The sequence below is a fragment of the Maribacter sp. IgM3_T14_3 genome, assembly GCF_049603095.1.
In the GTDB taxonomy this organism is placed as follows: domain Bacteria; phylum Bacteroidota; class Bacteroidia; order Flavobacteriales; family Flavobacteriaceae; genus Maribacter.
In genome coordinates this window covers 3,792,739-3,814,328 of sequence record NZ_CP187138.1, presented here as the reverse complement: position 1 = coordinate 3,814,328, position 21,590 = coordinate 3,792,739, and the positions used below count along the sequence as shown (strand labels likewise).

The following is a 21,590-nucleotide window of genomic DNA, read 5'->3' as shown; positions in this document are numbered from 1 at the left end:
ATAGCATGAGTAATTACCACATTAAACATCTCGAAGAGTATTATCAAGTCTATCGAAAATCGGTCCGTAATCCTGAAGCGTTTTGGGAAGAAATTGCCGAAGAACATTTTGTTTGGCGTAAGCGCTGGGACAATGTGCTTAGTTGGGATTTTAAGAAGCCCGAAATAAAATGGTTCGAAGGTGCTAAATTGAACATTACCGAAAACTGTTTAGATCGTCATTTACCAACAAGAGGCGAAAAAACGGCAATCATATTCGAACCTAACAATCCAAATGAAGAAGCACTTCATATTACCTATAGGCAATTACACGAGCGCGTTTGTCGTATGGCCAATGTTTTATTAGACCATGGCGTTAAAAAAGGGGATCGTGTATGTATTTATTTACCGATGATTCCTGAATTGTCAGTAGCTCTTTTAGCATGTGCTCGTATTGGAGCTATTCATTCTGTAGTATTCGCAGGGTTTTCATCACATGCACTATCAACACGTATCAATGATTCTGACTGTAAAATTGTATTGACATCAGACGGATCTTTTCGTGGTAACAAATCAATCGATTTAAAAGGTATTGTAGATAAAGCTCTAGAGGGTTGCCCTGGCGTAGCGAATGTTTTGGTCGTAAATCGTACAGGTTCTGATATTCATATGGAGCCAACAAGAGATAAATGGCTACAACCATTGCTTGATGAAGCTTATGCAGATTGCGTAGCCGAAATTATGGATGCTGAAGACCCGTTATTTATTCTATATACTTCAGGATCCACAGGTACTCCAAAGGGAATGGTACATACTACCGCTGGTTATATGGTGTATACGGCATATACTTTTAAGAATGTCTTTCAATATCGAGAGAATGATGTGTATTGGTGTACTGCCGATATTGGGTGGATTACCGGACACTCCTATATTGTTTACGGACCGTTAGCAAACGGTGCAACGACTTTGATGTTTGAGGGCGTTCCCTCCTACCCAGATTTTGGTCGTTTTTGGGATGTGGTGCAAAAACATAAAGTAAACCAATTTTATACTGCTCCAACAGCAATTAGAGCATTGGCAAAAGAGAATTTAGAATACGTTGAAAAATATGATTTATCTAGCCTCAAGGTTTTAGGATCAGTGGGCGAACCCATAAATGAAGAAGCATGGCATTGGTACAATAATAATGTGGGTAAAAAGAACAGTCCAATCGTAGATACGTGGTGGCAAACCGAAACTGGCGGTATAATGATTACCCCTATTCCGTATGTAACCCCTACCACCCCTACCTACGCAACACTTCCATTTATTGGTATTCAACCAGCCTTAATGGATGAAAGTGCAAAAGAGATAAAAGGAAACCAAGTTGAAGGTCGTTTATGTATTAAATTCCCTTGGCCATCAATAGCCAGAACTATTTGGGGAAATCACGACCGTTATAGAGAAACCTATTTTTCAGCTTATGAAAATATGTACTTTACAGGTGATGGCGCTTTGAGAGATGCCGTAGGATACTACAGAATAACTGGTCGTGTCGATGATGTCATCATTGTATCTGGTCATAATTTAGGTACTGCACCAATTGAAGATGCTATCAATGAACACCCAGCAGTAGCGGAATCTGCTATTGTAGGTTTTCCTCATGATGTAAAAGGAAATGCACTTTACGGATATGTTATTTTAAAGGAAACAGGAGAAAGTAGAGATCGCGATAATCTAAGAAAAGAAATTAATCAGCAGATTACAGAACATGTTGGTCCTATTGCTAAACTAGATAAGATTCAGTTTGTAAACGGACTTCCTAAAACACGTAGCGGTAAAATTATGCGTAGAATTCTTCGTAAAATTGCCAGTAACGATACTAGTAATTTAGGGGATACAAGTACTTTACTTAATCCTGAAATTGTTCAAGAAATTATGGATAATTCTTTATAACAGCGTATTCAATTCTCAAGAAGAATAAGATAAAATCCATCAGAATCATTTAACCATGAGTCTGATGGATTTTTGTTTTGCATAAAAAACTTAGATTATAAATAAGACTGCTCTTTGAAATTTACAAAAATAAAATTCTATACTTAATTTGTAAATGCACGATTACTAGCAAAAAGAGGTCGCGTTTTAAAGGCCATAAACAGCACTACAGATATGAGTCCGCAGACACCTAAACCTGCAAAAAGTGCCCAAACCGAATCTTGAATAAAGCTACCCACGAATATAGATATAGGTATAGAAAGAATGGTAGAGATGAATCCGGTAATCGCTGCACCTATTCCCGCAATATGCCCAATAGGTTCCATTGCAATAGATCTCATATTCCCCCAAATAAATCCTAAGCACAAAAACTGAAGCGAAAGAAATATCAGTAAAATAGTAATGCTGGGGTCTTTAGATCCGAAAAACAATACAGTATATAATAAAGCTATGAAAGTAAAAGCAACCAAAGCAGTGAACGATAAATTTCGCATACCGAAACGCAATACTAATGTACCGTTCATTAAGGTTGAAAATCCGACAGAAAGTGCCAACCCTGCAAATACATAAGGGAATGTTTCCGTGAGTCCGTAAAGCTCCTCAAAAACGTGTTGAGCAGAACTTAAATAGACCAAAAAAGAACCAGTAATAAATCCTGAAATCATGGTACAAGAAACCGTCTCTTTATATTTAAATATTTCTTTAGTACCTTTTATAAATACATGAAACGAGAATGGCACTTTGTATTCGGGCTTCAATGTTTCCTCTTGTCTTTTATAAAACCAGATCCCCACTAATAAAGCAAAAAATAACTGTAAATAAAAGATACCTTGCCACCCGGTATACCCCATAACCGCTTTACCTATAGCTGGTGCCACTACTGGTACGAGAATGAAAAATGCAGTTACGAATGACATTATTTTCGCCATATAATCGCCGCGATAGGTATCTCGAATAATAGAAATACTTATAGTTCTTGGAGCCGATAGGCCTACACCCTGTAATATACGCCCAACCAGCATAATTTCGAGATTTGGGGCTAACAAACAAATAATACTTGCAACCAAAAAAACGGTAAAACCAAAGTAAACAATTGGCTTTCTACCAAGACTGTCTGATAGCGGACCAAAGAACAACTGCCCTACTCCCAAACCTAAAAAAATCATGGTTACCAATAATTGATTCTGTGTGGGATTTAGACTATTTATAGAAATACCAATATCGGCTATCGCCGGTAAAATTGCATCAATAGTTAACGCAACAATCGACATTAAAGAAGCCATTAGGGCAACAAACTCAAAATTCGGTTTTACCTGTTCATTCTGCATCATGCAAAAATAAGGCTTAACAATTCATGCCATGTTATTAAAAGTTGATTTTTGAGTTTGGGGTTTTTTGAAATTCAAATATGTACTTTTGCAATAAATTGAATTGTATGCTGATTATAGGTATCGCCGGTGGAACGGGTTGTGGAAAAACTACTGTAGTAAATCAAATTATAAATGAATTACCAAATGAAGAAGTTGGGGTAATTTCACAAGATTCTTATTATAACGATCTATCGCATTTATCGCTGGAAGAAAGAAGAAAAACAAACTTTGACCACCCAAGTTCAATAGATTTTGCACTTCTTGAACAACATTTAATTGCTCTTAGAAACGGACAATCTATAGAGCAACCGGTATATTCATTTTTAGAGTGCAATAGAACTGCAAAGACCATACTTACGCACCCTACCAAAGTTATCATCGTAGAAGGTATTTTAATTATGACCAACTCTGCCATTCGTAAAATGTTCGATATAAAAATATTCGTACATGCAGATACCGACGAAAGACTGATCAGAAGATTAAAAAGAGATGTAAACGAACGAGGCTGGAATTTAGATGAAACTATAGAAAAATACCAATCTGTAATTAAGCCAATGCACGAGCAATTTATTGAGCCAACAAAAGAGTACGCAGATATTATAATTCCGAATAATAAATACAATACCGTTGCCGTTGAAATTGTAAAGAGTATCATCAACGAAAAAATCATGCAAGAATAATGGCATTCAAAGATTTAAAACAAAAAAAATGGTTCAAAATCATGACCAATATGTATGTATTGGTGCTGTCCGTTTTTGTTGTTTGGATGCTTTTTTTTGATACCAATTCACTTTTAATTCATCTAGAATTAAGAAAGGAAATAAAGAAACTAGAGAAAACCCAAGATTTCTTAAAGGATGAAATAGCTAGGGATAAAAAGATTATTGAAAAATTATCTGATGAAGATGAGCTTGAGCGCTTTGCTCGAGAGGAATACTACCTAAAGAAAAAGAACGAAGAAATTTACCTTATCGAATACGAGGATAGTCTAAAACTGAAGGATAAAGAATAGTTTTTAATATCATTTTAATAAGTTTTACACTTTCTACATACTACACAATAATCAGCGACTTAACCATTTCATAATTAAAAGTTTAACGCTTAATTAATAAAAACTCGGCGCTTATTCACTTAGTGTTAACAAAAAGCTTTCATTAGCCCCATAAATAATTGTATTTTTACCACCTAACTTACTTTGAACATGGGCAAGATTATTGCTATAGCCAATCAAAAAGGAGGCGTAGGTAAAACTACCACTACAGTTAACTTAGCTGCCTCTTTAGGTGTAATGGAAAAAAAGGTTTTATTAATCGATGCTGACCCCCAAGCAAATGCAACTTCTGGGTTAGGTATTGATGTAGATGGTGTTGAACTAGGTTCATACCAACTGATGGAACATACCAGAACCGCGAGGGAAACTATTATACCGACAACTTCCCCAAATGTAGACCTTATTCCTGCACACATCGATCTTGTTGCCATTGAAATAGAATTGGTAGATAAAGAGGAGCGTGAATACATGATGAAAAAGGCTATTATAGACCTTAAAAAAGATTACGATTACATATTAATTGACTGCGCACCATCATTAGGGTTACTGACCTTAAATGCATTAACAGCTGCAGACTCGGTAATTATACCAATTCAATGCGAGTATTTTGCATTAGAAGGATTAGGTAAATTATTGAATACAATTAAGAGTGTTCAGAAATTGCACAATCCCGATTTGGATATTGAGGGCATGCTGTTGACCATGTACGATTCTAGGTTGCGATTATCGAACCAAGTAGTTGATGAAGTAAGAAAGCATTTCGGAGATATGGTTTTTGAAACTGTAATTCAACGTAATGTAAGATTAAGTGAAGCTCCTAGTTATGGAGAAAGTATAATCAAATATGATGCTGCCAGTAAAGGAGCAACTCACTATTTGAACATGGCTAACGAGATAGTCAAAAAAAATAAGTAGACGGTTTAAGTATGGCAAAAGCGACAAAGAAACAAGCTTTAGGTAGAGGTCTTTCGGCTCTTTTAAAAGACCCCGATAATGATATAAATACGGCATCAGATAAAAATGCAGATAAAGTAGTTGGTAATATTATTGAACTTGATTTAGAACACATTGAGGTGAATCCGTTTCAACCTCGTTCTAATTTTAATGATGAGTCCATAAAAGAATTAGCTGCCTCTATTAAAGAACTTGGTGTAATTCAACCTATTACCGTAAGAAAATTAGGTTTCAACGAGTATCAATTAGTATCTGGAGAACGAAGATATCGTGCATCTAAACTTTTAGGTCTAGACACCATACCAGCATATATTCGTATTGCTAATGACCAAGAGTCATTAGAAATGGCGTTGGTCGAAAATATACAGCGACAAGATTTAGATCCCATTGAAATTGCACTTTCTTATCAACGTCTTATAGACGAAATTAATCTTACGCAAGAAAGATTGAGTGAGCGTGTTGGTAAAAAACGGTCAACAATAGCCAATTACTTGCGGTTGTTGAAATTAGACCCAATTATACAAACAGGTATGCGCGATGGCTTTTTAAGTATGGGGCATGGTAGAGCTTTAGTTAATATTGACAAAAAGCAAGATCAAATTTCTCTTTACGAAAAAATAATATTTGACAATCTTTCTGTTAGAGAAACAGAGAGTGCTGTAAAAGCGTATCATGCTGATGATGTGCCTATGCAAGAAACAGTAAAGCCAGCTCAAAAAGAAGCTTCTGTTTTTGTACGTAAGGGTATTAAAGAGCTTACAGATGCCTTATCGGTAAAAGTGGATATAAAATCTACTGATAACGAAAGAGGAAAAATAACCATACCATTTAAGTCTCAAGAGGAATTTGACCGTATCAAAAAATTGATAACAGGTGCGTAGCTATCTTTCATTATTTAGTACATTATTATTATTCATTAATTTCTCCTTTTCTCAAGAGGAGAAAGATTCTATTCCTAAAACTGAAATAGATAGTTTACAGGGCGACCTTGCAAAAAAAGGTATCGTTTTTAAAGATTCCGTTTCCTTCAAAAAAGCTAAAAAAGAATTCAATCCATTAGCACCAAGTAAAGCTGCATTTTACTCTGCAATTTTACCCGGTGCCGGTCAAATTTACAACAAACGCTATTGGAAAGCACCTATTGCTTGGGGACTTATTGGCGGTAGTGCCTATATGTATTCATATAACAACAATCTATATAAAGGTTTTAGAACTGCATTTATAAGAAGACAAGCTGGTTTTACAGATGACGAATATTATGATATAAATGGAGATAACGCCATTGGTGCTGATCCAGATTTAGATACAGACGATCTCGAATATCAACAAGAACGTTATCAGAGTGACCGTGATCTTTGGTTAGTTGCCGCAATCGCTTTATATGCGTTGAATATAGTAGATGCCAACGTTGACGCACATTTACAACAATTCAATATTGACGATGACCTGAGTATAGACTTTGAGCCTTATTTTGATTTTAATCAGGTAACCAACAGCCCTAATTACGGAATGGCCTTAATTATAAAATTTTAAGAATGAGAATCGCACTTTTCGGATACGGAAAAATGGGACAGATGATAGCGCAAGTAGCTCTAAAACGTGGTCATGAAATTGTCGCCAAAATAGACGAAAATTCTGAAAATATTGATTTTAGCACTATGGATGTTGCTATTGACTTCAGTATGCCAGAAGCAGCTTTCGGTAATATCACCAAATGTTTAGATAACAATGTACCTATAATATCAGGTACCACTGGATGGTTAGATAAATACGATGATGCAATTACACTTTGTAATGAAAAAAAAGGAGCATTTATATATGCTTCTAATTTTAGCTTAGGAGTAAACATTTTTTTCGAGTTGAATAATTACTTGGCAAAAATGATGCAAAATCTACCAGAGTATAATGTAGAATTAGAAGAAATACATCACACTCAAAAATTAGATGCCCCCAGCGGTACAGCCATAACATTAGCAGAAGGTGTTATTGCAAACTCTAATTACAAGCAATGGAAATTAGACAGTGCATCTAAAGAAACTCTAAAAATTACATCAAAAAGAATTGGTGCGGTACCTGGTACACATACCGTAGCCTATGATAGTATTGTTGACAGTATTGAGATAAAACATACTGCTCACAACAGAGAAGGTTTTGCCTTAGGCGCGGTAACCGCAGCTGAATGGATCATTGGCAAAACAGGCGTTTTCTCTATGAGAGATGTGTTAAACCTAGGTTAAAAACGTAACAAAAAACAATCTTTAAGACTCATGAATTATTGATGACTTAAATAGCATCAAAAAAATTCATACTATTTCAATAAAAATTAAAGAATATGAACGGCACTCAATGGATTATTTTTATTCTCATTGTACAAGTAATACATTTTTTAGGTACTTGGAAACTTTACGTAAAGGCAGGAAGAAAAGCTTGGGAAGCAGCAATACCTGTTTACAACGCAATAGTTTTAATGCAAATCATCAATAGACCAAAATGGTGGGTTATATTATTATTCATACCCATTATCAACTTATTGATGTTCCCGGTAATATGGGTAGAAACCATAAGAAGCTTTGGCAGAAATAGTAAATTAGAAACATGGATCGTTGTATTAACACTTGGTCTTTACATTTACTACGTGAACTACACACTTGATGTTAAATACGTTGAAGACCGTTCTTTACACCCGAAAACTGCCGCAGGAGAATGGGTCAGTTCCATTTTATTTGCTGTTGTTGCAGCCACACTAGTACATACCTATTTTATACAACCATATGTGATACCTACGGGATCATTGGAACGCACCTTAAGAGTTGGTGATTTTCTTTTCGTAAGTAAGTTTCATTATGGTGCCAGAACGCCGATGACAACAGTTGCCGCACCAATGGTACATGATACATTACCAGGCTTAGGAATTCCTTCTTACTTGAAAAAACCACAACTACCCTACTTTAGATTACCAGGCTTTACCAAAGTAGAAAGAAACGATATTGTAGTTTTCAGTTGGCCTGCCGATACCGTTCGTGTATTTTTCAAAAAAGAAAAAGGTGTTGACAAACCAATAGACAAAAAATCGAACTATGTAAAACGCTGTGTCGGTGTGCCAGGCGATTCTTTAGAGGTTCGAAATGGTTACGTTTTTATAAATGGAAAGCAATTAGAATTACCAAAAAGCGCTAAACCACAGTTCGACTACGATATCTATAGCTCCAAAGGGGTTTCGTCTAGAACTCTTGGTAATTTGGGCATTGCCGATTATACTAGAAAATACCAATCAAGTCCGCTGAATCAGGATCAGGTAAATGGATTAAGACCTTATTTAATAGGCTTTAATCAATCTGAGAACGGTCAATTAGAGTTAGGCACAAAAGCATCAGGTATACCTGCAAATGTGATATCTAAATATAGACTAGCATTAAAAGAGATAACCGATAGAAAACGTACTGTGCCACTAACAGCCGATATGGTTTCTTCACTAAGAAAAAATCCTGATATAGATTCTGTAGTTCAAATAGTTACGGAAAAAGGCAGAAGAGGCATCAACTTATTTCCTCAGAGTCCCGATTACCCTTGGAACTATAGTCAACTAGGGCCTATTTACATTCCTCAAAAGGGAGCCACAGTAAACTTAAACCTAAAAGTTCTTCCTCTATATAAAAAGATAATAAAGGAGTACGAAGAGAATGAAATCTCTGTTTCTGGCAATCAAATTAGCATTAATGGGGCGCCAGCTACCAGCTATACTTTTAAACAAGATTATTTTTGGATGATGGGTGACAATAGAGATCACTCTGAAGATAGTAGAGCTTGGGGTTATGTGCCAGAAAACCATATTGTCGGAACACCTATTTTCATATGGATGAGTTTTGATAATTTTACGGAAGGTATTAGCAACTGGAGACCAAGATGGGATCGTATATTCACGACAGTGAATGGCGACGGAGAACCACAATCTTATTTTAAGTATTTCTTAATACTTTTAGTAGCCTATTTTGTAGGTAACTGGTTTTGGAAACGTAAAAAGTAAAAAAAGTGAAATTAATTCATCCCTCTTATTTTCCGAATATACTTACGTTCAGCTATATTATGCACCACCCAATTTGTTGGGAAGTAAATGATCATTATCAAAAACAGACGTTTAGAAACAGATCATATATTTCTAATGACAGAGGTAAACATATATTAAGTATACCTATCATTCATGCCGGTAGAGCAAATGGCAGACAAAAATATAAAGATGTTCTAATAGACAATTCTTATCCTTGGCAACGACAGCATTGGCGTACGCTAGAAACAGCCTATAGAGCATCGCCTTTTTTTGAGTTTTATGAAGACGAAATTAAAGGACTTTATAACCAACCTTACGAAAAGCTGCTTGACTATAATTTAAAGACTATAGAGACTATATTTGAATGTCTGCAGCTAGAAATGCCTACAGAAAAAACTCTTGCATATGAGACGAACCCTGAAGGCAAAGAAGACTTTAGGTTTTTAATAAGCGCTAAGTTTACCCCTCAACTAAATATAGAATCCTATACTCAAGTATTCGGTGATAGACATGGGTTTACTCCTAATTTGAGCATATTAGATCTCTTATTCAACTTAGGGCCTAATAGTATAGAATATCTAAAACACGAGTTTATAGCCGCTGACAATGATTAGATTCATAGCACATTATGGAATACATTTTATAGTACCCATTATAATAGCTATTTATTTTTATAAGGAAAATAGGTTATGGGCAGCCGTTATACTTTTATCAGGTATTTTAATTGACATCGATCATGTATTAGCAACACCTATGTTCGACCCAAATCGATGTAGTATCAATTTTCACCCCTTACATACCTATTGGGCAGTCGGCGTTTACATGCTGTTATTCGCTTATAAGAAGACACGAATTATAGGTTTAGCATTGCTCATACACATTTTAGCTGATACGGTCGATTGCTACTTTATTCGCTAGGTAGTTTAAATGTTGCCATGATGGGTTCATGGTCAGATATATCGATTTTATAATTTTTATGAGATAAAAAAGTAAAACTAGGGTCCCCCAAAATCATATCTATTCTAAAGGGAAATTTCCAGAATTTAATGGTTTCTCCGTAGCCATGCCCCGATTCTAAGAAGCTATCGTTTAAATCTCCTTTAATATTAAAATACACTTTTGAGAACTGGGTATTATTAAAATCACCACCAACAATAACAGGGTAAGGACTCGTATCAATATGATTTCTAACGATATCTGATTGCCTTTGCTGCTTATCAAAAGAATCTCTAAGTCGAACAAATAACTTATCTGAGCGCTCTTTTTTGAAGTAATTTGGTCTAATACTTAAAGACTCTAAATGCAGATTATAAAAACGAATCGTATCTTTTTTGAAAACAATATCAGCATAAATGCCCTCATTGTAAGTATTAGGAAAATCTAACTCACCGTTATTGATAATTTTAAACTTGGAATAAATTGCCAAATCTTTACTCGATTCATCATCACCAACCTCAAATTTATTTGCTAAATACGGATAGCTTTTCAACATATCACCCTTAACATAGTGGGGCTCAAATTCCTGAAAATAGATGATATCAGGATTTTCACCCTCGACAAATTCAATAACTTCAGGACTAGTTATTTTCTCCCAATCAACTTGATACTTGCTATGAAAGCCCAAGGTATTATAACTCAACAATGAAATAGTTTCAGAATCAGCAATAGTGTTTGACCGCCCATTAAACGCGATAAAAGATCCGAGTGTAAAGTAACCGAAAACCAATACTGAAAGAGATAGCAATAGGTATATCTTCTTACCTAATAACCAATACAAAAAAAATAGCATATTGATTATAACCAAAGCTGGCACCGTTAAACTAATAAAGGCTAAACTTGCAGAAGATGTATAAGGTACTATACAAGCTAAAAATAAACTGAAGGCAACTATCACGTTTAAGAATAACATGAACTTTTTAAAAAAAGACATTTTCTTCATGCTTAATTCTCTTTACCAGCTTTAAACAAAAAGTCTTTTTCAGCCTTTGAAAGACTTTCATAACCAGACTTACTTATTTTATCTAGAATAGCATCAATCTTCTTTTGATGCGTTTTTTTATCATAATCGGCCGCTGATGATGCATTTGCAGCAGTAGTTTTATTTTTATAAACCGTTTTCATGGGTGCTTTCTTCTCTGAACCTCTAAAAAGGTTCGCTATACTATCCATAAACCTAGAAAATCCGGATCCAATATCGTTTCCTTTCAATAATTGACTAGCATATAAATACCCCAGAAATGCACCACCTAAATGAGCTAAATGTCCGCCAGAGTTACTAATAGGCAATTGAATTAAATCGCTTAAAACTAGCACAGCACCAACCATCCAGAGTTTGATATTGAAAAATATGACCCTAACTTCTTGATTAGGCAAATAAGTACAGATGAATATCAAAACAGCACTTGCACCAGCTGATGCACCAATTAGAGCTGCATTCGTATCAAAAAATGCAGGGAAAATATTATATCCTAACACAAAGAATAATCCGCCTAAAATAACACCGAGTAGATAAACGTTTAAAAATCGTTTGGCATCAAATAAGTTTAGAAAAATACGCCCAACAAAATAAATCATCAACATGTTCCAAAACAAGTGTCCGATACCGCCATGAAAAAATGAATAGGTAACAATTGACCAAGGCTGAAAAGCGATATCAACAATATCATTATTTAGCTCGAACCATTGAACAATGCTATTTTTTGGTATGCCCAGTAAAAAGGGTATCAAAGCATTTACAATAAAAACCACTACATTGACTGCAATAAGTTTCTCTGCAATATTTAACCTACTAAACTGATATTTTAAATCTGGTTGAGCCATAATTTAGTTCCACCTATTTTTATTAAACTGATTTTTCTTCCAGTACCACATCATTAAGAATCCGAATAAGGCACCACCTACGTGGGCAAAATGCGCTATACCCTGACCGAATAAACTATACCCCGTAACTCCGGAAAACAAATCTAACCCAATTAAAACAGGAATGAAATATTTAGCTTTTATAGGAACAGGCAAAAACATAAGAAATAATTCACTATTCGGATAAGACATTCCGAATGCCACTAAAATACCATAAATAGCTCCTGATGCCCCAACCACTGGTGTATTGAAAGCCGCTAAAAAATTATCAATAGTATCTTTCCCAGCAATGGTGTACCACTCTGTATTATACTGTCCACTATTTATAATTTCTAAAATACTACTTTCAGAAATCCCTGCATCTACCAAAGCACTCATTCCTGCATTGTAGTAATAATAATTAACCCCAATATGAATTAATGCAGCCCCCAAACCTGCTGAAATGTAGAAAAACAAAAATTTATTTCTACCCCACATACGCTCTAATGGTGTACCAAATGCCCAAAGCGCGTACATATTAAATAGAATATGCATAAACCCACCATGCATGAACATATGAGTTAATATCTGCCAAAGCTGAAAATGATCGTTTTTAGGAAAGTACAAAGAAAACCACTCGTACATTTGCTCGCCATACATTTGCGTAGCTATAAAAAACAGCACATTTATAATAAGTAAGTGCTTTATTGTTTCCGTTAATCTTCCCATCTATATAAATTTTCGTTCAATATCATTTTCTGTAATAGTAACATATACTCTTTTGTTAAACGGACTCAAGGTCGATTCTTTACAAGCGAATAAATCATTCACTAATTTCACTTGAGAAAACTCGTCTAAGGTCTCACCTGTTTTAACCGATAATGTTTTTGCCAATGTTTTTGCCAGCATATCACTTTGCGAGAAACTATCGCCTGGTATTTCTTGTTGAAAATCAGAAATTAGTTGCTCCATTATCATCTGCACTTCACTTTCAACAACCAGTACAGGTACACCAGAAATTTCTACTCCGTCTTCGGCAATTTCACCGAATACAAAACCGACAGTACATAAATTCTCTTTAATCTCTTTAAGAATGTTTATTTCCCCTGGCGAAAAAGATAACGACAACGGAAAAAGTAATTGCTGACTGACAGCCTCTTTGATGGTAATATTCTTTAAAAAATTCTCATAAAGCACGCGTTGATGCGCCCTACTTTGATTTATAACCACCATACCCGATTTTATAGTCGTTATAATATACTTTTTACGTAACTGAAATGTAGTGGTCGTATGTTCTACTGTATCTTTCTCATTATCAAAAATACTACTGTTAACAACCTCTGACTCGAACTCTAAATGACTCGCACCGGTTTCTACATTAGTTTCGATGCCAGCATACAAACTCTCCCACCCATCTACTTTTGGTTTAGAATAACCACCAACAGAATTACCTCTCGACGGTTGTACAGTTTCAAAAGGGTTGAACGAAGAGTCAACGACAACTTGAGGAATACCAACCTGTTTATTTTTATAGGAATACGGAGTATCTAAATTTAAATCTTGCTCAAAATCTAAAGCAGGAGCAACATTAAATTGACCCAAACTATGCTTTACCGTCGACTTTAGCATAGCATAAAGCGTATGCTCGTCATCAAACTTAACCTCTGTTTTTGTTGGGTGTATGTTAATATCAATAGTACCTGGATCAACCTCTAAATTCAAAAAATAACCTGGATGCGTTCCCGGTCTAATGACCCCTTCAAAAGCACCTAAAATGGCATGATGCAAATACGGACTCTTTATAAATCTATTATTGGCAAAGAAAAACTGCTCTCCCCTACTTTTTTTGGCAAATTCAGGTTTTTGAATATACCCTGAAATTTTAACTACATGAGTTTCTTCATCAACAGGCACTAACTTCTCATCGGTTTTTCTACCAAAAATATGAACGATACGTTTTCTAAAATCGGTAGCCGGTAATTGAAAAACGTCGCTGCCATTATTATAAAAATTGAACGCTACCTGCGGATGCGCCAATGAAATTCGATGAAACTCATCGGTTATATGCCTAAATTCTACTTGATCAGATTTTAAGAAATTTCGACGAGCAGGGATATTAAAAAAAAGATTCTTAACCAACATTGAGGTACCCTTAGGGGCAACTACAACTTCTTGACTTACAATTTTGCTCCCTTCGATTTTAATCTTCGTACCAATATCATCATCTTCAGTTCTGGTAAGCATTTCTACATGCGCGATAGCTGCAATCGAAGCAAGAGCCTCTCCTCTAAAACCTTTGGTATGTAAATTGAATAAGTCTTCTGCTTTTTGAATTTTAGAAGTAGCATGGCGTTCAAAACTTAAACGTGCGTCTGTACCGCTCATGCCCTTACCATTATCAACCACTTGAATTAGTGTTTTACCACCATCTTTAATAATCAATTGTATTTCAGTAGCACCGGCATCAATGGCATTTTCCACCAATTCTTTCACCACTGAAGATGGGCGCTGTACAACTTCACCCGCAGCAATTTGATTTGCTACATGGTCAGGTAATAATCTAATAATATCTGCCATTATGTAGTAAAGAAGATTGTAAGATCAAAATCGATTATGTAAAGAAAAATAAGAAGTAAAACGGCAACTATAATTATCATTCTGATTTTTAAATTGCGATCCCCTTTTCTTTTGGAGTCCTCTATAGCACTATTTATTTTCCTTTTTAAGCCGCGAGATGTATTTAAAGTACTACGAAATTGGTCGAATTTAGGTTCCATTTTAAACGGATTGCCTTTTCCTTTACCATCATAATACCTAGGATTGTATTCAAATGACCTATTTTTTCGTAACCGCGTTATTTTGCTCAACATCCCCATAACTCCAAAGTTACTTAAAATAGAAAAATAGGGCATGTTACCAATGCCAAAATTTGTTAACATCTTAAGACACTAACCTAATACTCTTATAATTAAAAGAAAATAGAGCTGTTAAAAAGGCAACTAACTACCTAAAACTGCCATTTTTATTGCGGCAATAGCGGCTTCAGTACCTTTATTACCATGCTTACCACCACTACGGTCTATAGCTTGTTGCATATTATTATCTGTAAGTACACAAAAGATAACAGGCACATTGGTCGTTACATTTAAGTCTTTGATACCTTGAGCGGTAGCCTCACATACAAAATCGAAATGTTTGGTCTCCCCTTGTATAACACTACCAATAGCAATTACGGCATCAAGTTTATGGCTATTGATCATTTTTTTTGAACCAAAAATGAGCTCAAAACTACCAGGCACATTCCATCGTATAATATCAGATTCTTGTGCACCACAATCAAGTAACGCTTCAAAAGCACCAGAACATAACCCTTCTGTAATTTCTGAATTCCATTCTGAAACAACAATCCCAAACCGAAGTCCGTTCGCGTTTGGGATTGTTGCCTTATCGTAAACCGATAAATTTTTATTTATTGTAGCCATTATTCTCCACTTTTAGCCATACCTATAAAAGCATCTATAGAAGCAGCATTTTCTGATTTTGGAAAATCGTCTTTAATTTTTTGGAAAAAACCTAAAGCTTTATCCTTATCTCCCATTTCTAAAGCAGTAATACCGGCTTTATATAAAAATCTAGGAGCAGTATATTCGTTACCACTATGTTTTACGGCAGCCTCGTAGTAACCTAAAGCATCAGACGCTTGGTCTAATTGCATAAAAGCATCACCCAAACCACCTTTTGCCAAAGCACCTAAAACAGCATCATCAGAGCTAAAATCTTCTAAATATGTAATAGCTTCTTGATAATTGTTCATATTCAAATATGACATACCTGCACCGTAATTTGCAAGGTTAGCAGCTTTAGTACCACTATATTCTTCAATAATATCTAAAAAACCATATTTACCTTCAGCACCTTCTAATGCTAAAGTAAACAATGAGTCTTTTGCAGTTGTTGCAACCAATGCTTGGTCGAAATATTGTTGCGGGTAGTACATCTCATTAGCTGCACTAGACTCCTTCGGTTTCTCTACAAATTGGTTGTAAGCTAAATAGCCCAAAACACTGATGGCAATAACACCAATAGCACCTAAAATGAAATTCTGATTCTTAGAAACCCACTCTTCTGATCTAGAAGCTCCTTCATCTAAAGAACTAAAAACCTCAGCTGTTGTGCTTTCCTGTTCGTCAAATTCCTGTTGCTCAGCTTTTGTTTCTGGTTTATATCCTCTTTTCTTATATGTTGCCATCTATAAATTTATTGGTCGCGCAAAAATAATGGTTTTATTGAAATCGCAAAGTGTATTTATTCGTTATTTTTGGATATTTTAAGCAAGTTTACATTCTTCCAATTTTTAAATCCGATTTTATTAATGCTGCTGAGACAATTATCATTGATCAATTACAAAAATTTTGAAGCAAAAGAACTGACGTTCGATGCCAAAATAAATTGTTTTGTAGGTGATAACGGAATTGGAAAAACGAATATTCTCGACTCTATATACCACCTATCATTCGGCAAAAGTTACTTTAACCCGGTATCTTCTCAAAACATTCGTCACGGATCAGATTTTTTTGTAATCGATGGTACTTTTGAAAAAGAAGGCAAGGAAGAGAAAATTGTTTGTAGCCTAAAAATGAACAATAAGAAAATTATTAAACGTAACGGAAAAGTATATGATCGCTTTGCCGACCATATTGGTCTTCTACCGCTAGTTATTATTTCACCTGCAGACAGAGACCTTATTATAGAAGGTAGCGATACCCGAAGAAAATTTATTGATGGTGTTATCTCACAATCAGATAAAAGCTACTTACAAAACCTCATCAATTACAATAAGGTGGTTTCGCAAAGAAATGCACTATTAAAGTATTTCGCTGCGAACAGAACTTTCAATAAAGATACTTTAGCGGTCTACAATGAACAAATGAGTACCTATGGCACAGAAATCTTTAAAAAGAGAACATCATTCTTAGAAGCTTTTATTCCTATTTTTCAAGAACAATATAAATCTATCACTGGAAATACAGAAGATGTCTCCCTTTCTTACGATAGTAAGTTGAAAGATTACGATTTAATTACACTGTTAAATAAAAATCTAGACAAAGACCGCTCCCTACAATATACAAGTGTCGGTATACATAAAGATGACCTTAGCTTTGAAATCAGCAACCACCCCATTAAAAAGTTCGGTAGTCAAGGGCAACAGAAATCTTTTTTAATAGCTTTAAAATTCGCACAGTTTCATTTTATGAAATCGCAAAATGACACTACCCCAATTTTAATTTTAGATGATATTTTTGATAAGTTGGATGAGCATCGTGTATCGCATATTATAACTTTAGTGAATGATGAAAATTTCGGACAGATTTTTATTAGTGACACCCATGCGGATAGAACGGAAAGTGTTGTTAAAAAAATTCATCAATCCTATAAAATCTTTAAATTGTAATGATGAAAAAATTACTGATTCTGAGCTTCCTAATTCTTGCCTCTTGTAGTTCTAAAGTTGATAAAAATCAATTACACCTATTAAATGGCTATTGGGAAATAAAAGAGGTTACCTTTAAAGACGGAGCAAAAAAAGAGTATTCTATTAATAGTACCGTTGACTATATACAATTAGATTTTCTCACAGGATTCAGAAAAAAAGTAGACCCAAAATTCAATGGTACTTTTGAAACCTCTAATGATGCAGAACCTTTTCGTATTAGAATATCGCATGATTCTATTTTCATGAGCTATAATAACAATTCGAACACTTGGGAAGAGGTACTGACCAAACTATCGGAAGAAAGTTTCTCTGTAAAAAACAAAGACGGACTCATTTACCAATATAACAGATTTGAACCTATAAATATAACTCGATAATGGCAAGCAGAGGCAACGATAATACTTCAATGAAAGACGCAATTTCCGCATTTATTCAAAAGAATAAATTGGAAAAAGGAATGGACAAAGTAGATGTAAGAACTGCATGGGCTAAACTTATGGGCAACGGAGTAAACAATTACACGACAGAAATTGAATTAAAATTCGACACCCTTTACGTATCATTAAGTTCTTCTGTACTACGCGAAGAATTAAGTTTAGGGAAGTCAAAAATTGTACGAATGCTCAATGAAGAAATAGGAAAAGAAGTAGTTAAAAAACTAGTTTTGAGATAAACTATATTACTATTGTAACAAAAAAAAAGCCAGTTCTAAAGAACTGGCTTTTTAAATATAGTATAAAAAGTCTTAATAGATTTCTCTACCTGCAAAATGGAATGACCCTTCAATAGCTGCATTCTCATCGCTATCTGAACCATGAACTGCATTCTCTCCAATACTAGTAGCAAACATTTTACGAATAGTACCTTCAGCTGCATCTGCAGGGTTGGTAGCACCGATCAATGCTCTAAAATCTTCAACAGCATTCTCTTTTTCTAATATAGCCGCTACAATTGTACCACTTGTCATGAATTCAACTAATTCACCAAAAAATGGACGCTCTCTATGTACACCATAAAATTCTTGTGTATCTCTTAAGCTCAATTGTGTATATTTCATCGCTACGATTTTAAAACCAGCAGCAGTAATTTTTTCTAAAATAGCCCCAATATGTCCGTTTTTAACGGCATCTGGTTTAATCATTGTAAACGTTCTATTCGTACTCATATCTTAATTTTTGCGCAAAAATACGTTTTTATACATATCTCACAACTATTCGTAGACTTGTTCTAGTTTCTCTAACACTATTCCGTTATCTCCAACTATTTTAAAATCAACCTTTTTAGCGTTAAAATCAAACTCCAGAATTCCGAAACTTTCAGTAAAAACAACTTCCCCTACTCTATACTTATTAGGCTCACCGGCAAAACCTCTATAAGCATGTGTAAGTCCGCTACTTGTAAAATCTATTAATGGATAGTTCATACCATCAATAACCGTTTTTGAAAATTCAGAAATATGTCGATCACCAGATAGTACAATTACTCCCGCAGCCTTAGAATCTGCTATTACCTTTGCCAACTTATCAACCTCATGCGGAAAATTACCCCAAGCTTCGAATCCGTGTTCATTGGACAAGTACTGAACACTGCTGACAATAATATTAAAATCAGATTTAGATGTATTTAGTTCATTTTCCAACCATGCCCACTGCACATCACCTAACAAAGTACCGTCGCCATATTCGTTTGGTTTAACTCTTTTAGAGGTTTCAGTATCAGGCGTCAATTTTGTTCTAAAATAACGTGTATCAAGTATGATAAACGTGATAGAATGGTCACCTATATCATATTTCTTGGCATTATAGACTCCCTTCCGCTTTCTTAGCGGACTATCTTCTGGCACATTCATAAAATTTAAAAACTCTTGCTGACTGGCATCTTTGGCTTCAAACTCTACTCCGCCATCATTTAATCCGTAATCATGATCATCCCAAGTACCTAAAATATCAGTGGTTGCTACTAGCTTTTTATATTCCGTTTGCTCCTTCTGCTTAGTATACATCGCTCGTAATGCAGCCATATCATCGGTATCGGCATAAATATTATCACCGCCCCACACCCAAACATCGGGCTTGGTATTTAAAATATCATCCCACAGAAGATTAGGCAAATCTATTCTATTACAAGAACCGAAAGCCAAGGTAAAATCGGGCTTGGCAGATTCATTTTCAATTGGTTTTTTATTTGAAGAACACCCCACCAACAAGAATGTAGCGATAAAAAAGTACGTAATTTTCATATGAGATAGTTAAGTCTGGGTAAAATTAAGGCTTTCGTTTTAAAGCCTATATTATTAAATTGTATCTTTGCCGCCATGAATTTAGAGCACCTAAACGAGCTTAAAAAGCTTCTTTCTTCACCAAAGAAAATAGCGATTATACCACATAAGAATCCCGATGGAGATGCTATTGGATCAACATTGGCACTTTGGCATTATTTGGTAAATACCGGTCATACAGCTAGTATTGTTGCACCGAACGACTATCCGAAGTTTTTAAAATGGATGCCAGGCTCAGACCAAATCTTGAATTTTGAAAAAGAAAATTCGCAGTCCAAAGCATGTATTAATAATGCTGATATCATATGTACATTAGATTTTAACCACCTAGGTCGTGTTGGTCAAATGAGCGAGATATTAGAATCTTCAAAGGCCACTTTTGTAATGGTAGACCATCACCAAGAGCCATCAGATTACGCTAAAATCATGTACTCAGATGTTAAAATGAGCTCTACTTGCGAGATGGTGTATGTATTGATAAATCAATTAGGTGGTGAAAACAGTATTACCCCAGAAATGGCTAATTGTATATATACCGGTATTATGACAGACACTGGTTCTTTTAAATTTGCAGCGACAACCAGTAATACACACAGAGTTATTGCCGACCTTATGGATAAAGGTGCTGAAGGAACAGAAATTCATCACCGTATATATGACACTAATTCTCCGAGTAGACTACATTTATTGGGTTGTGCATTGAAGAATATGGTCATATTAGAAGAGTATTCAACGGCCTATATTACAATGAGTCAAGATGAGTTAGATACGTATAAATATCAAAAAGGAGACACCGAAGGCTTTGTAAACTATGGTTTAACTTTAGATGGTATTAAATTTGCCGTCATATTTATAGAAAATAGAGAAGAAGGTATTTATAAAATTTCTTTCAGATCTGTCGGAGAATTTTCGGTAAATGATTTCGCAAGAAAACATTTTAGTGGTGGCGGACATACAAATGCTGCAGGCGGAAAAAGTGATGATAATTTAGAGGAAACCATTGCCAAATTTACTTCGTTACTACCTTTATATAAGAATCAATTACAATCATGAGATTAGTTTCATTTTTATTTTTAGCTATTTTGGTCGTTAGTTGCGATGGACCTGAACCAAGAAAACCCATTCAAACAAAAAGCGGAAGTTTCTTTAAGGCTTCTATAGAAAGAAGCCGCAAACTATTGGAAGCCGAAGAAAATAAAATTCAAGAAGTTATAAAATTAGATTCTTTAAAACACTACTCGCACAGTAATTCTGGATCATGGTATCATTACTTAACGGTAAATGAAGAAAGCAATTACACATCTAAAACAGGAGATTTAGTAGCATTCAGCTATGATATATTAACCTTAGAAAACGACACCATCTATTCGAAAGAAGAAATTGGTGTAGTTACCTATAAAGTAGATAAGCAAGAGCTTTTTTTAGGTCTTAGGGATGCCGTAAAAATGCTAAAAGTTAATGAACGTGCCACTTTTCTTTTTCCGTCGTCGATTGCTTATGGTTACCATGGCGATGAAAATAAAATAGGAAGTAATATTCCTCTTAAATCTACAATTACAATTTTACAAATAGAAAAACAAGAAGACAACACAGTAAATTAAAATGACC

Annotated in this window: 25 protein-coding genes; 15 read left to right on the top strand and 10 right to left on the bottom strand. The window is 35.0% G+C overall.

Annotated elements, in window-relative coordinates:
- Nucleotides 1-5: 5 nt before the first annotated feature.
- On the top strand, nt 6-1,913 hold the full coding sequence (gene acs / locus ACPF9A_RS17045) for an acetate--CoA ligase (RefSeq protein ID WP_423998740.1): 1,908 nt from the start codon (nt 6-8) through the stop codon (nt 1,911-1,913).
- Between the two features lie 143 nt (nt 1,914-2,056).
- On the opposite strand, the gene ACPF9A_RS17040 is transcribed toward acs, so the two are convergent.
- Nucleotides 2,057-3,280, bottom strand: a complete 1,224-nt coding sequence (locus ACPF9A_RS17040; protein WP_424004509.1) for a multidrug effflux MFS transporter — start codon at nt 3,278-3,280, stop codon at nt 2,057-2,059.
- Between the two features lie 107 nt (nt 3,281-3,387).
- Between ACPF9A_RS17040 and udk the strand changes: the two genes are divergently transcribed.
- The 9 genes from udk (at nt 3,388) to ACPF9A_RS16995 (ending at nt 10,290) form a co-directional block, all read left to right on the top strand.
- Nucleotides 3,388-4,002 (top strand): uridine kinase, encoded by a 615-nt coding sequence (udk, locus tag ACPF9A_RS17035; protein WP_423998738.1) that lies wholly within the window; start codon nt 3,388-3,390, stop codon nt 4,000-4,002.
- Complete coding sequence (locus ACPF9A_RS17030; protein WP_133673608.1) at nt 4,002-4,334, top strand: FtsB family cell division protein; 333 nt, start codon at nt 4,002-4,004, stop codon at nt 4,332-4,334. Before udk ends, ACPF9A_RS17030 begins: the two co-directional genes overlap by 1 nt.
- A gap of 189 nt (nt 4,335-4,523) precedes the next feature.
- A complete protein-coding gene (locus ACPF9A_RS17025; protein ID WP_423998735.1) occupies nt 4,524-5,288 on the top strand; it encodes a ParA family protein in 765 nt (254 codons plus the stop codon).
- 11 nt (nt 5,289-5,299) lie between these two features.
- Nucleotides 5,300-6,208: a ParB/RepB/Spo0J family partition protein gene (locus ACPF9A_RS17020; protein WP_423998733.1), complete on the top strand. Its 909-nt coding sequence runs from the start codon at nt 5,300-5,302 to the stop codon at nt 6,206-6,208.
- Nucleotides 6,201-6,860: a DUF5683 domain-containing protein gene (locus ACPF9A_RS17015; RefSeq protein ID WP_423998731.1), complete on the top strand. Its 660-nt coding sequence runs from the start codon at nt 6,201-6,203 to the stop codon at nt 6,858-6,860. The genes ACPF9A_RS17020 and ACPF9A_RS17015 overlap by 8 nt, the downstream gene beginning before the upstream one ends.
- A 2-nt stretch (nt 6,861-6,862) precedes the next feature.
- Nucleotides 6,863-7,564 (top strand): 4-hydroxy-tetrahydrodipicolinate reductase, encoded by a 702-nt coding sequence (gene dapB / locus ACPF9A_RS17010; protein WP_423998729.1) that lies wholly within the window; start codon nt 6,863-6,865, stop codon nt 7,562-7,564.
- A 95-nt stretch (nt 7,565-7,659) separates the two neighbouring features.
- Nucleotides 7,660-9,351 (top strand): signal peptidase I, encoded by a 1,692-nt coding sequence (gene lepB, locus ACPF9A_RS17005; protein ID WP_423998727.1) that lies wholly within the window; start codon nt 7,660-7,662, stop codon nt 9,349-9,351.
- A 5-nt stretch (nt 9,352-9,356) separates the two neighbouring features.
- On the top strand, nt 9,357-9,986 hold the full coding sequence (locus tag ACPF9A_RS17000; RefSeq protein ID WP_423998725.1) for a WbqC family protein: 630 nt from the start codon (nt 9,357-9,359) through the stop codon (nt 9,984-9,986).
- On the top strand, nt 9,979-10,290 hold the full coding sequence (locus ACPF9A_RS16995) for a DUF6122 family protein (protein ID WP_423998723.1): 312 nt from the start codon (nt 9,979-9,981) through the stop codon (nt 10,288-10,290). Before ACPF9A_RS17000 ends, ACPF9A_RS16995 begins: the two co-directional genes overlap by 8 nt.
- Here ACPF9A_RS16995 and ACPF9A_RS16990 read toward each other — a convergent pair.
- Genes ACPF9A_RS16990 through ACPF9A_RS16960 form a run of 7 tightly spaced genes read right to left on the bottom strand, consistent with a single transcriptional unit; the run spans nt 10,280 to nt 16,459 of the window.
- Nucleotides 10,280-11,302, bottom strand: coding sequence for an endonuclease/exonuclease/phosphatase family protein (locus ACPF9A_RS16990; protein ID WP_423998721.1), 1,023 nt, complete (start codon nt 11,300-11,302; stop codon nt 10,280-10,282). The two genes, ACPF9A_RS16995 and ACPF9A_RS16990, sit on opposite strands and share 11 nt — an antisense overlap.
- Before the next feature lie 11 nt (nt 11,303-11,313).
- A complete protein-coding gene (locus tag ACPF9A_RS16985) occupies nt 11,314-12,192 on the bottom strand; it encodes a rhomboid family intramembrane serine protease (protein WP_423998719.1) in 879 nt (292 codons plus the stop codon).
- Between the two features lie 3 nt (nt 12,193-12,195).
- Nucleotides 12,196-12,939 carry a rhomboid family intramembrane serine protease gene (locus ACPF9A_RS16980; protein WP_423998717.1) on the bottom strand — a complete coding sequence of 248 codons (744 nt, stop codon included), beginning with the start codon at nt 12,937-12,939 and terminating at the stop codon, nt 12,196-12,198.
- A complete protein-coding gene (gene mutL, locus ACPF9A_RS16975) occupies nt 12,940-14,787 on the bottom strand; it encodes a DNA mismatch repair endonuclease MutL (protein ID WP_423998715.1) in 1,848 nt (615 codons plus the stop codon).
- Nucleotides 14,787-15,149 (bottom strand): riboflavin synthase subunit beta, encoded by a 363-nt coding sequence (locus tag ACPF9A_RS16970; protein WP_423998713.1) that lies wholly within the window; start codon nt 15,147-15,149, stop codon nt 14,787-14,789. Before ACPF9A_RS16970 ends, mutL begins: the two co-directional genes overlap by 1 nt.
- 60 nt (nt 15,150-15,209) lie before the next feature.
- Nucleotides 15,210-15,692 carry a 6,7-dimethyl-8-ribityllumazine synthase gene (ribH, locus tag ACPF9A_RS16965; protein ID WP_423998711.1) on the bottom strand — a complete coding sequence of 161 codons (483 nt, stop codon included), beginning with the start codon at nt 15,690-15,692 and terminating at the stop codon, nt 15,210-15,212.
- The gene (locus ACPF9A_RS16960) at nt 15,692-16,459 is read right to left on the bottom strand and encodes a tetratricopeptide repeat protein (RefSeq protein WP_423998709.1); all 768 of its coding nucleotides are present in this window, start codon (nt 16,457-16,459) and stop codon (nt 15,692-15,694) included. The genes ribH and ACPF9A_RS16960 overlap by 1 nt, the downstream gene beginning before the upstream one ends.
- 123 nt (nt 16,460-16,582) lie before the next feature.
- On the opposite strand from ACPF9A_RS16960, the gene recF reads away from it, so the two are divergent.
- Genes recF through ACPF9A_RS16945 form a run of 3 tightly spaced genes read left to right on the top strand, consistent with a single transcriptional unit; the run spans nt 16,583 to nt 18,377 of the window.
- On the top strand, nt 16,583-17,662 hold the full coding sequence (recF, locus tag ACPF9A_RS16955) for a DNA replication/repair protein RecF (RefSeq protein ID WP_423998707.1): 1,080 nt from the start codon (nt 16,583-16,585) through the stop codon (nt 17,660-17,662).
- Nucleotides 17,662-18,081: a lipocalin family protein gene (locus tag ACPF9A_RS16950; protein ID WP_423998705.1), complete on the top strand. Its 420-nt coding sequence runs from the start codon at nt 17,662-17,664 to the stop codon at nt 18,079-18,081. The genes recF and ACPF9A_RS16950 overlap by 1 nt, the downstream gene beginning before the upstream one ends.
- Nucleotides 18,081-18,377: a DUF721 domain-containing protein gene (locus tag ACPF9A_RS16945; protein ID WP_423998703.1), complete on the top strand. Its 297-nt coding sequence runs from the start codon at nt 18,081-18,083 to the stop codon at nt 18,375-18,377. Before ACPF9A_RS16950 ends, ACPF9A_RS16945 begins: the two co-directional genes overlap by 1 nt.
- A 72-nt stretch (nt 18,378-18,449) precedes the next feature.
- Here ACPF9A_RS16945 and ACPF9A_RS16940 read toward each other — a convergent pair whose 3' ends face one another.
- A complete protein-coding gene (locus ACPF9A_RS16940) occupies nt 18,450-18,869 on the bottom strand; it encodes a nucleoside-diphosphate kinase (RefSeq protein WP_423998701.1) in 420 nt (139 codons plus the stop codon).
- Between the two features lie 45 nt (nt 18,870-18,914).
- Nucleotides 18,915-19,943 carry an alkaline phosphatase D family protein gene (locus tag ACPF9A_RS16935; protein ID WP_423998699.1) on the bottom strand — a complete coding sequence of 343 codons (1,029 nt, stop codon included), beginning with the start codon at nt 19,941-19,943 and terminating at the stop codon, nt 18,915-18,917.
- Between the two features lie 75 nt (nt 19,944-20,018).
- Here ACPF9A_RS16935 and ACPF9A_RS16930 point away from each other — a divergent pair, with 75 nt between their 5' ends.
- Nucleotides 20,019-21,035 (top strand): DHH family phosphoesterase, encoded by a 1,017-nt coding sequence (locus ACPF9A_RS16930; RefSeq protein ID WP_423998697.1) that lies wholly within the window; start codon nt 20,019-20,021, stop codon nt 21,033-21,035.
- Nucleotides 21,032-21,583 carry a gliding motility-associated peptidyl-prolyl isomerase GldI gene (gene gldI / locus ACPF9A_RS16925; protein ID WP_423998695.1) on the top strand — a complete coding sequence of 184 codons (552 nt, stop codon included), beginning with the start codon at nt 21,032-21,034 and terminating at the stop codon, nt 21,581-21,583. The genes ACPF9A_RS16930 and gldI overlap by 4 nt, the downstream gene beginning before the upstream one ends.
- The last annotated feature ends 7 nt before the right edge of the window (nt 21,584-21,590 follow it).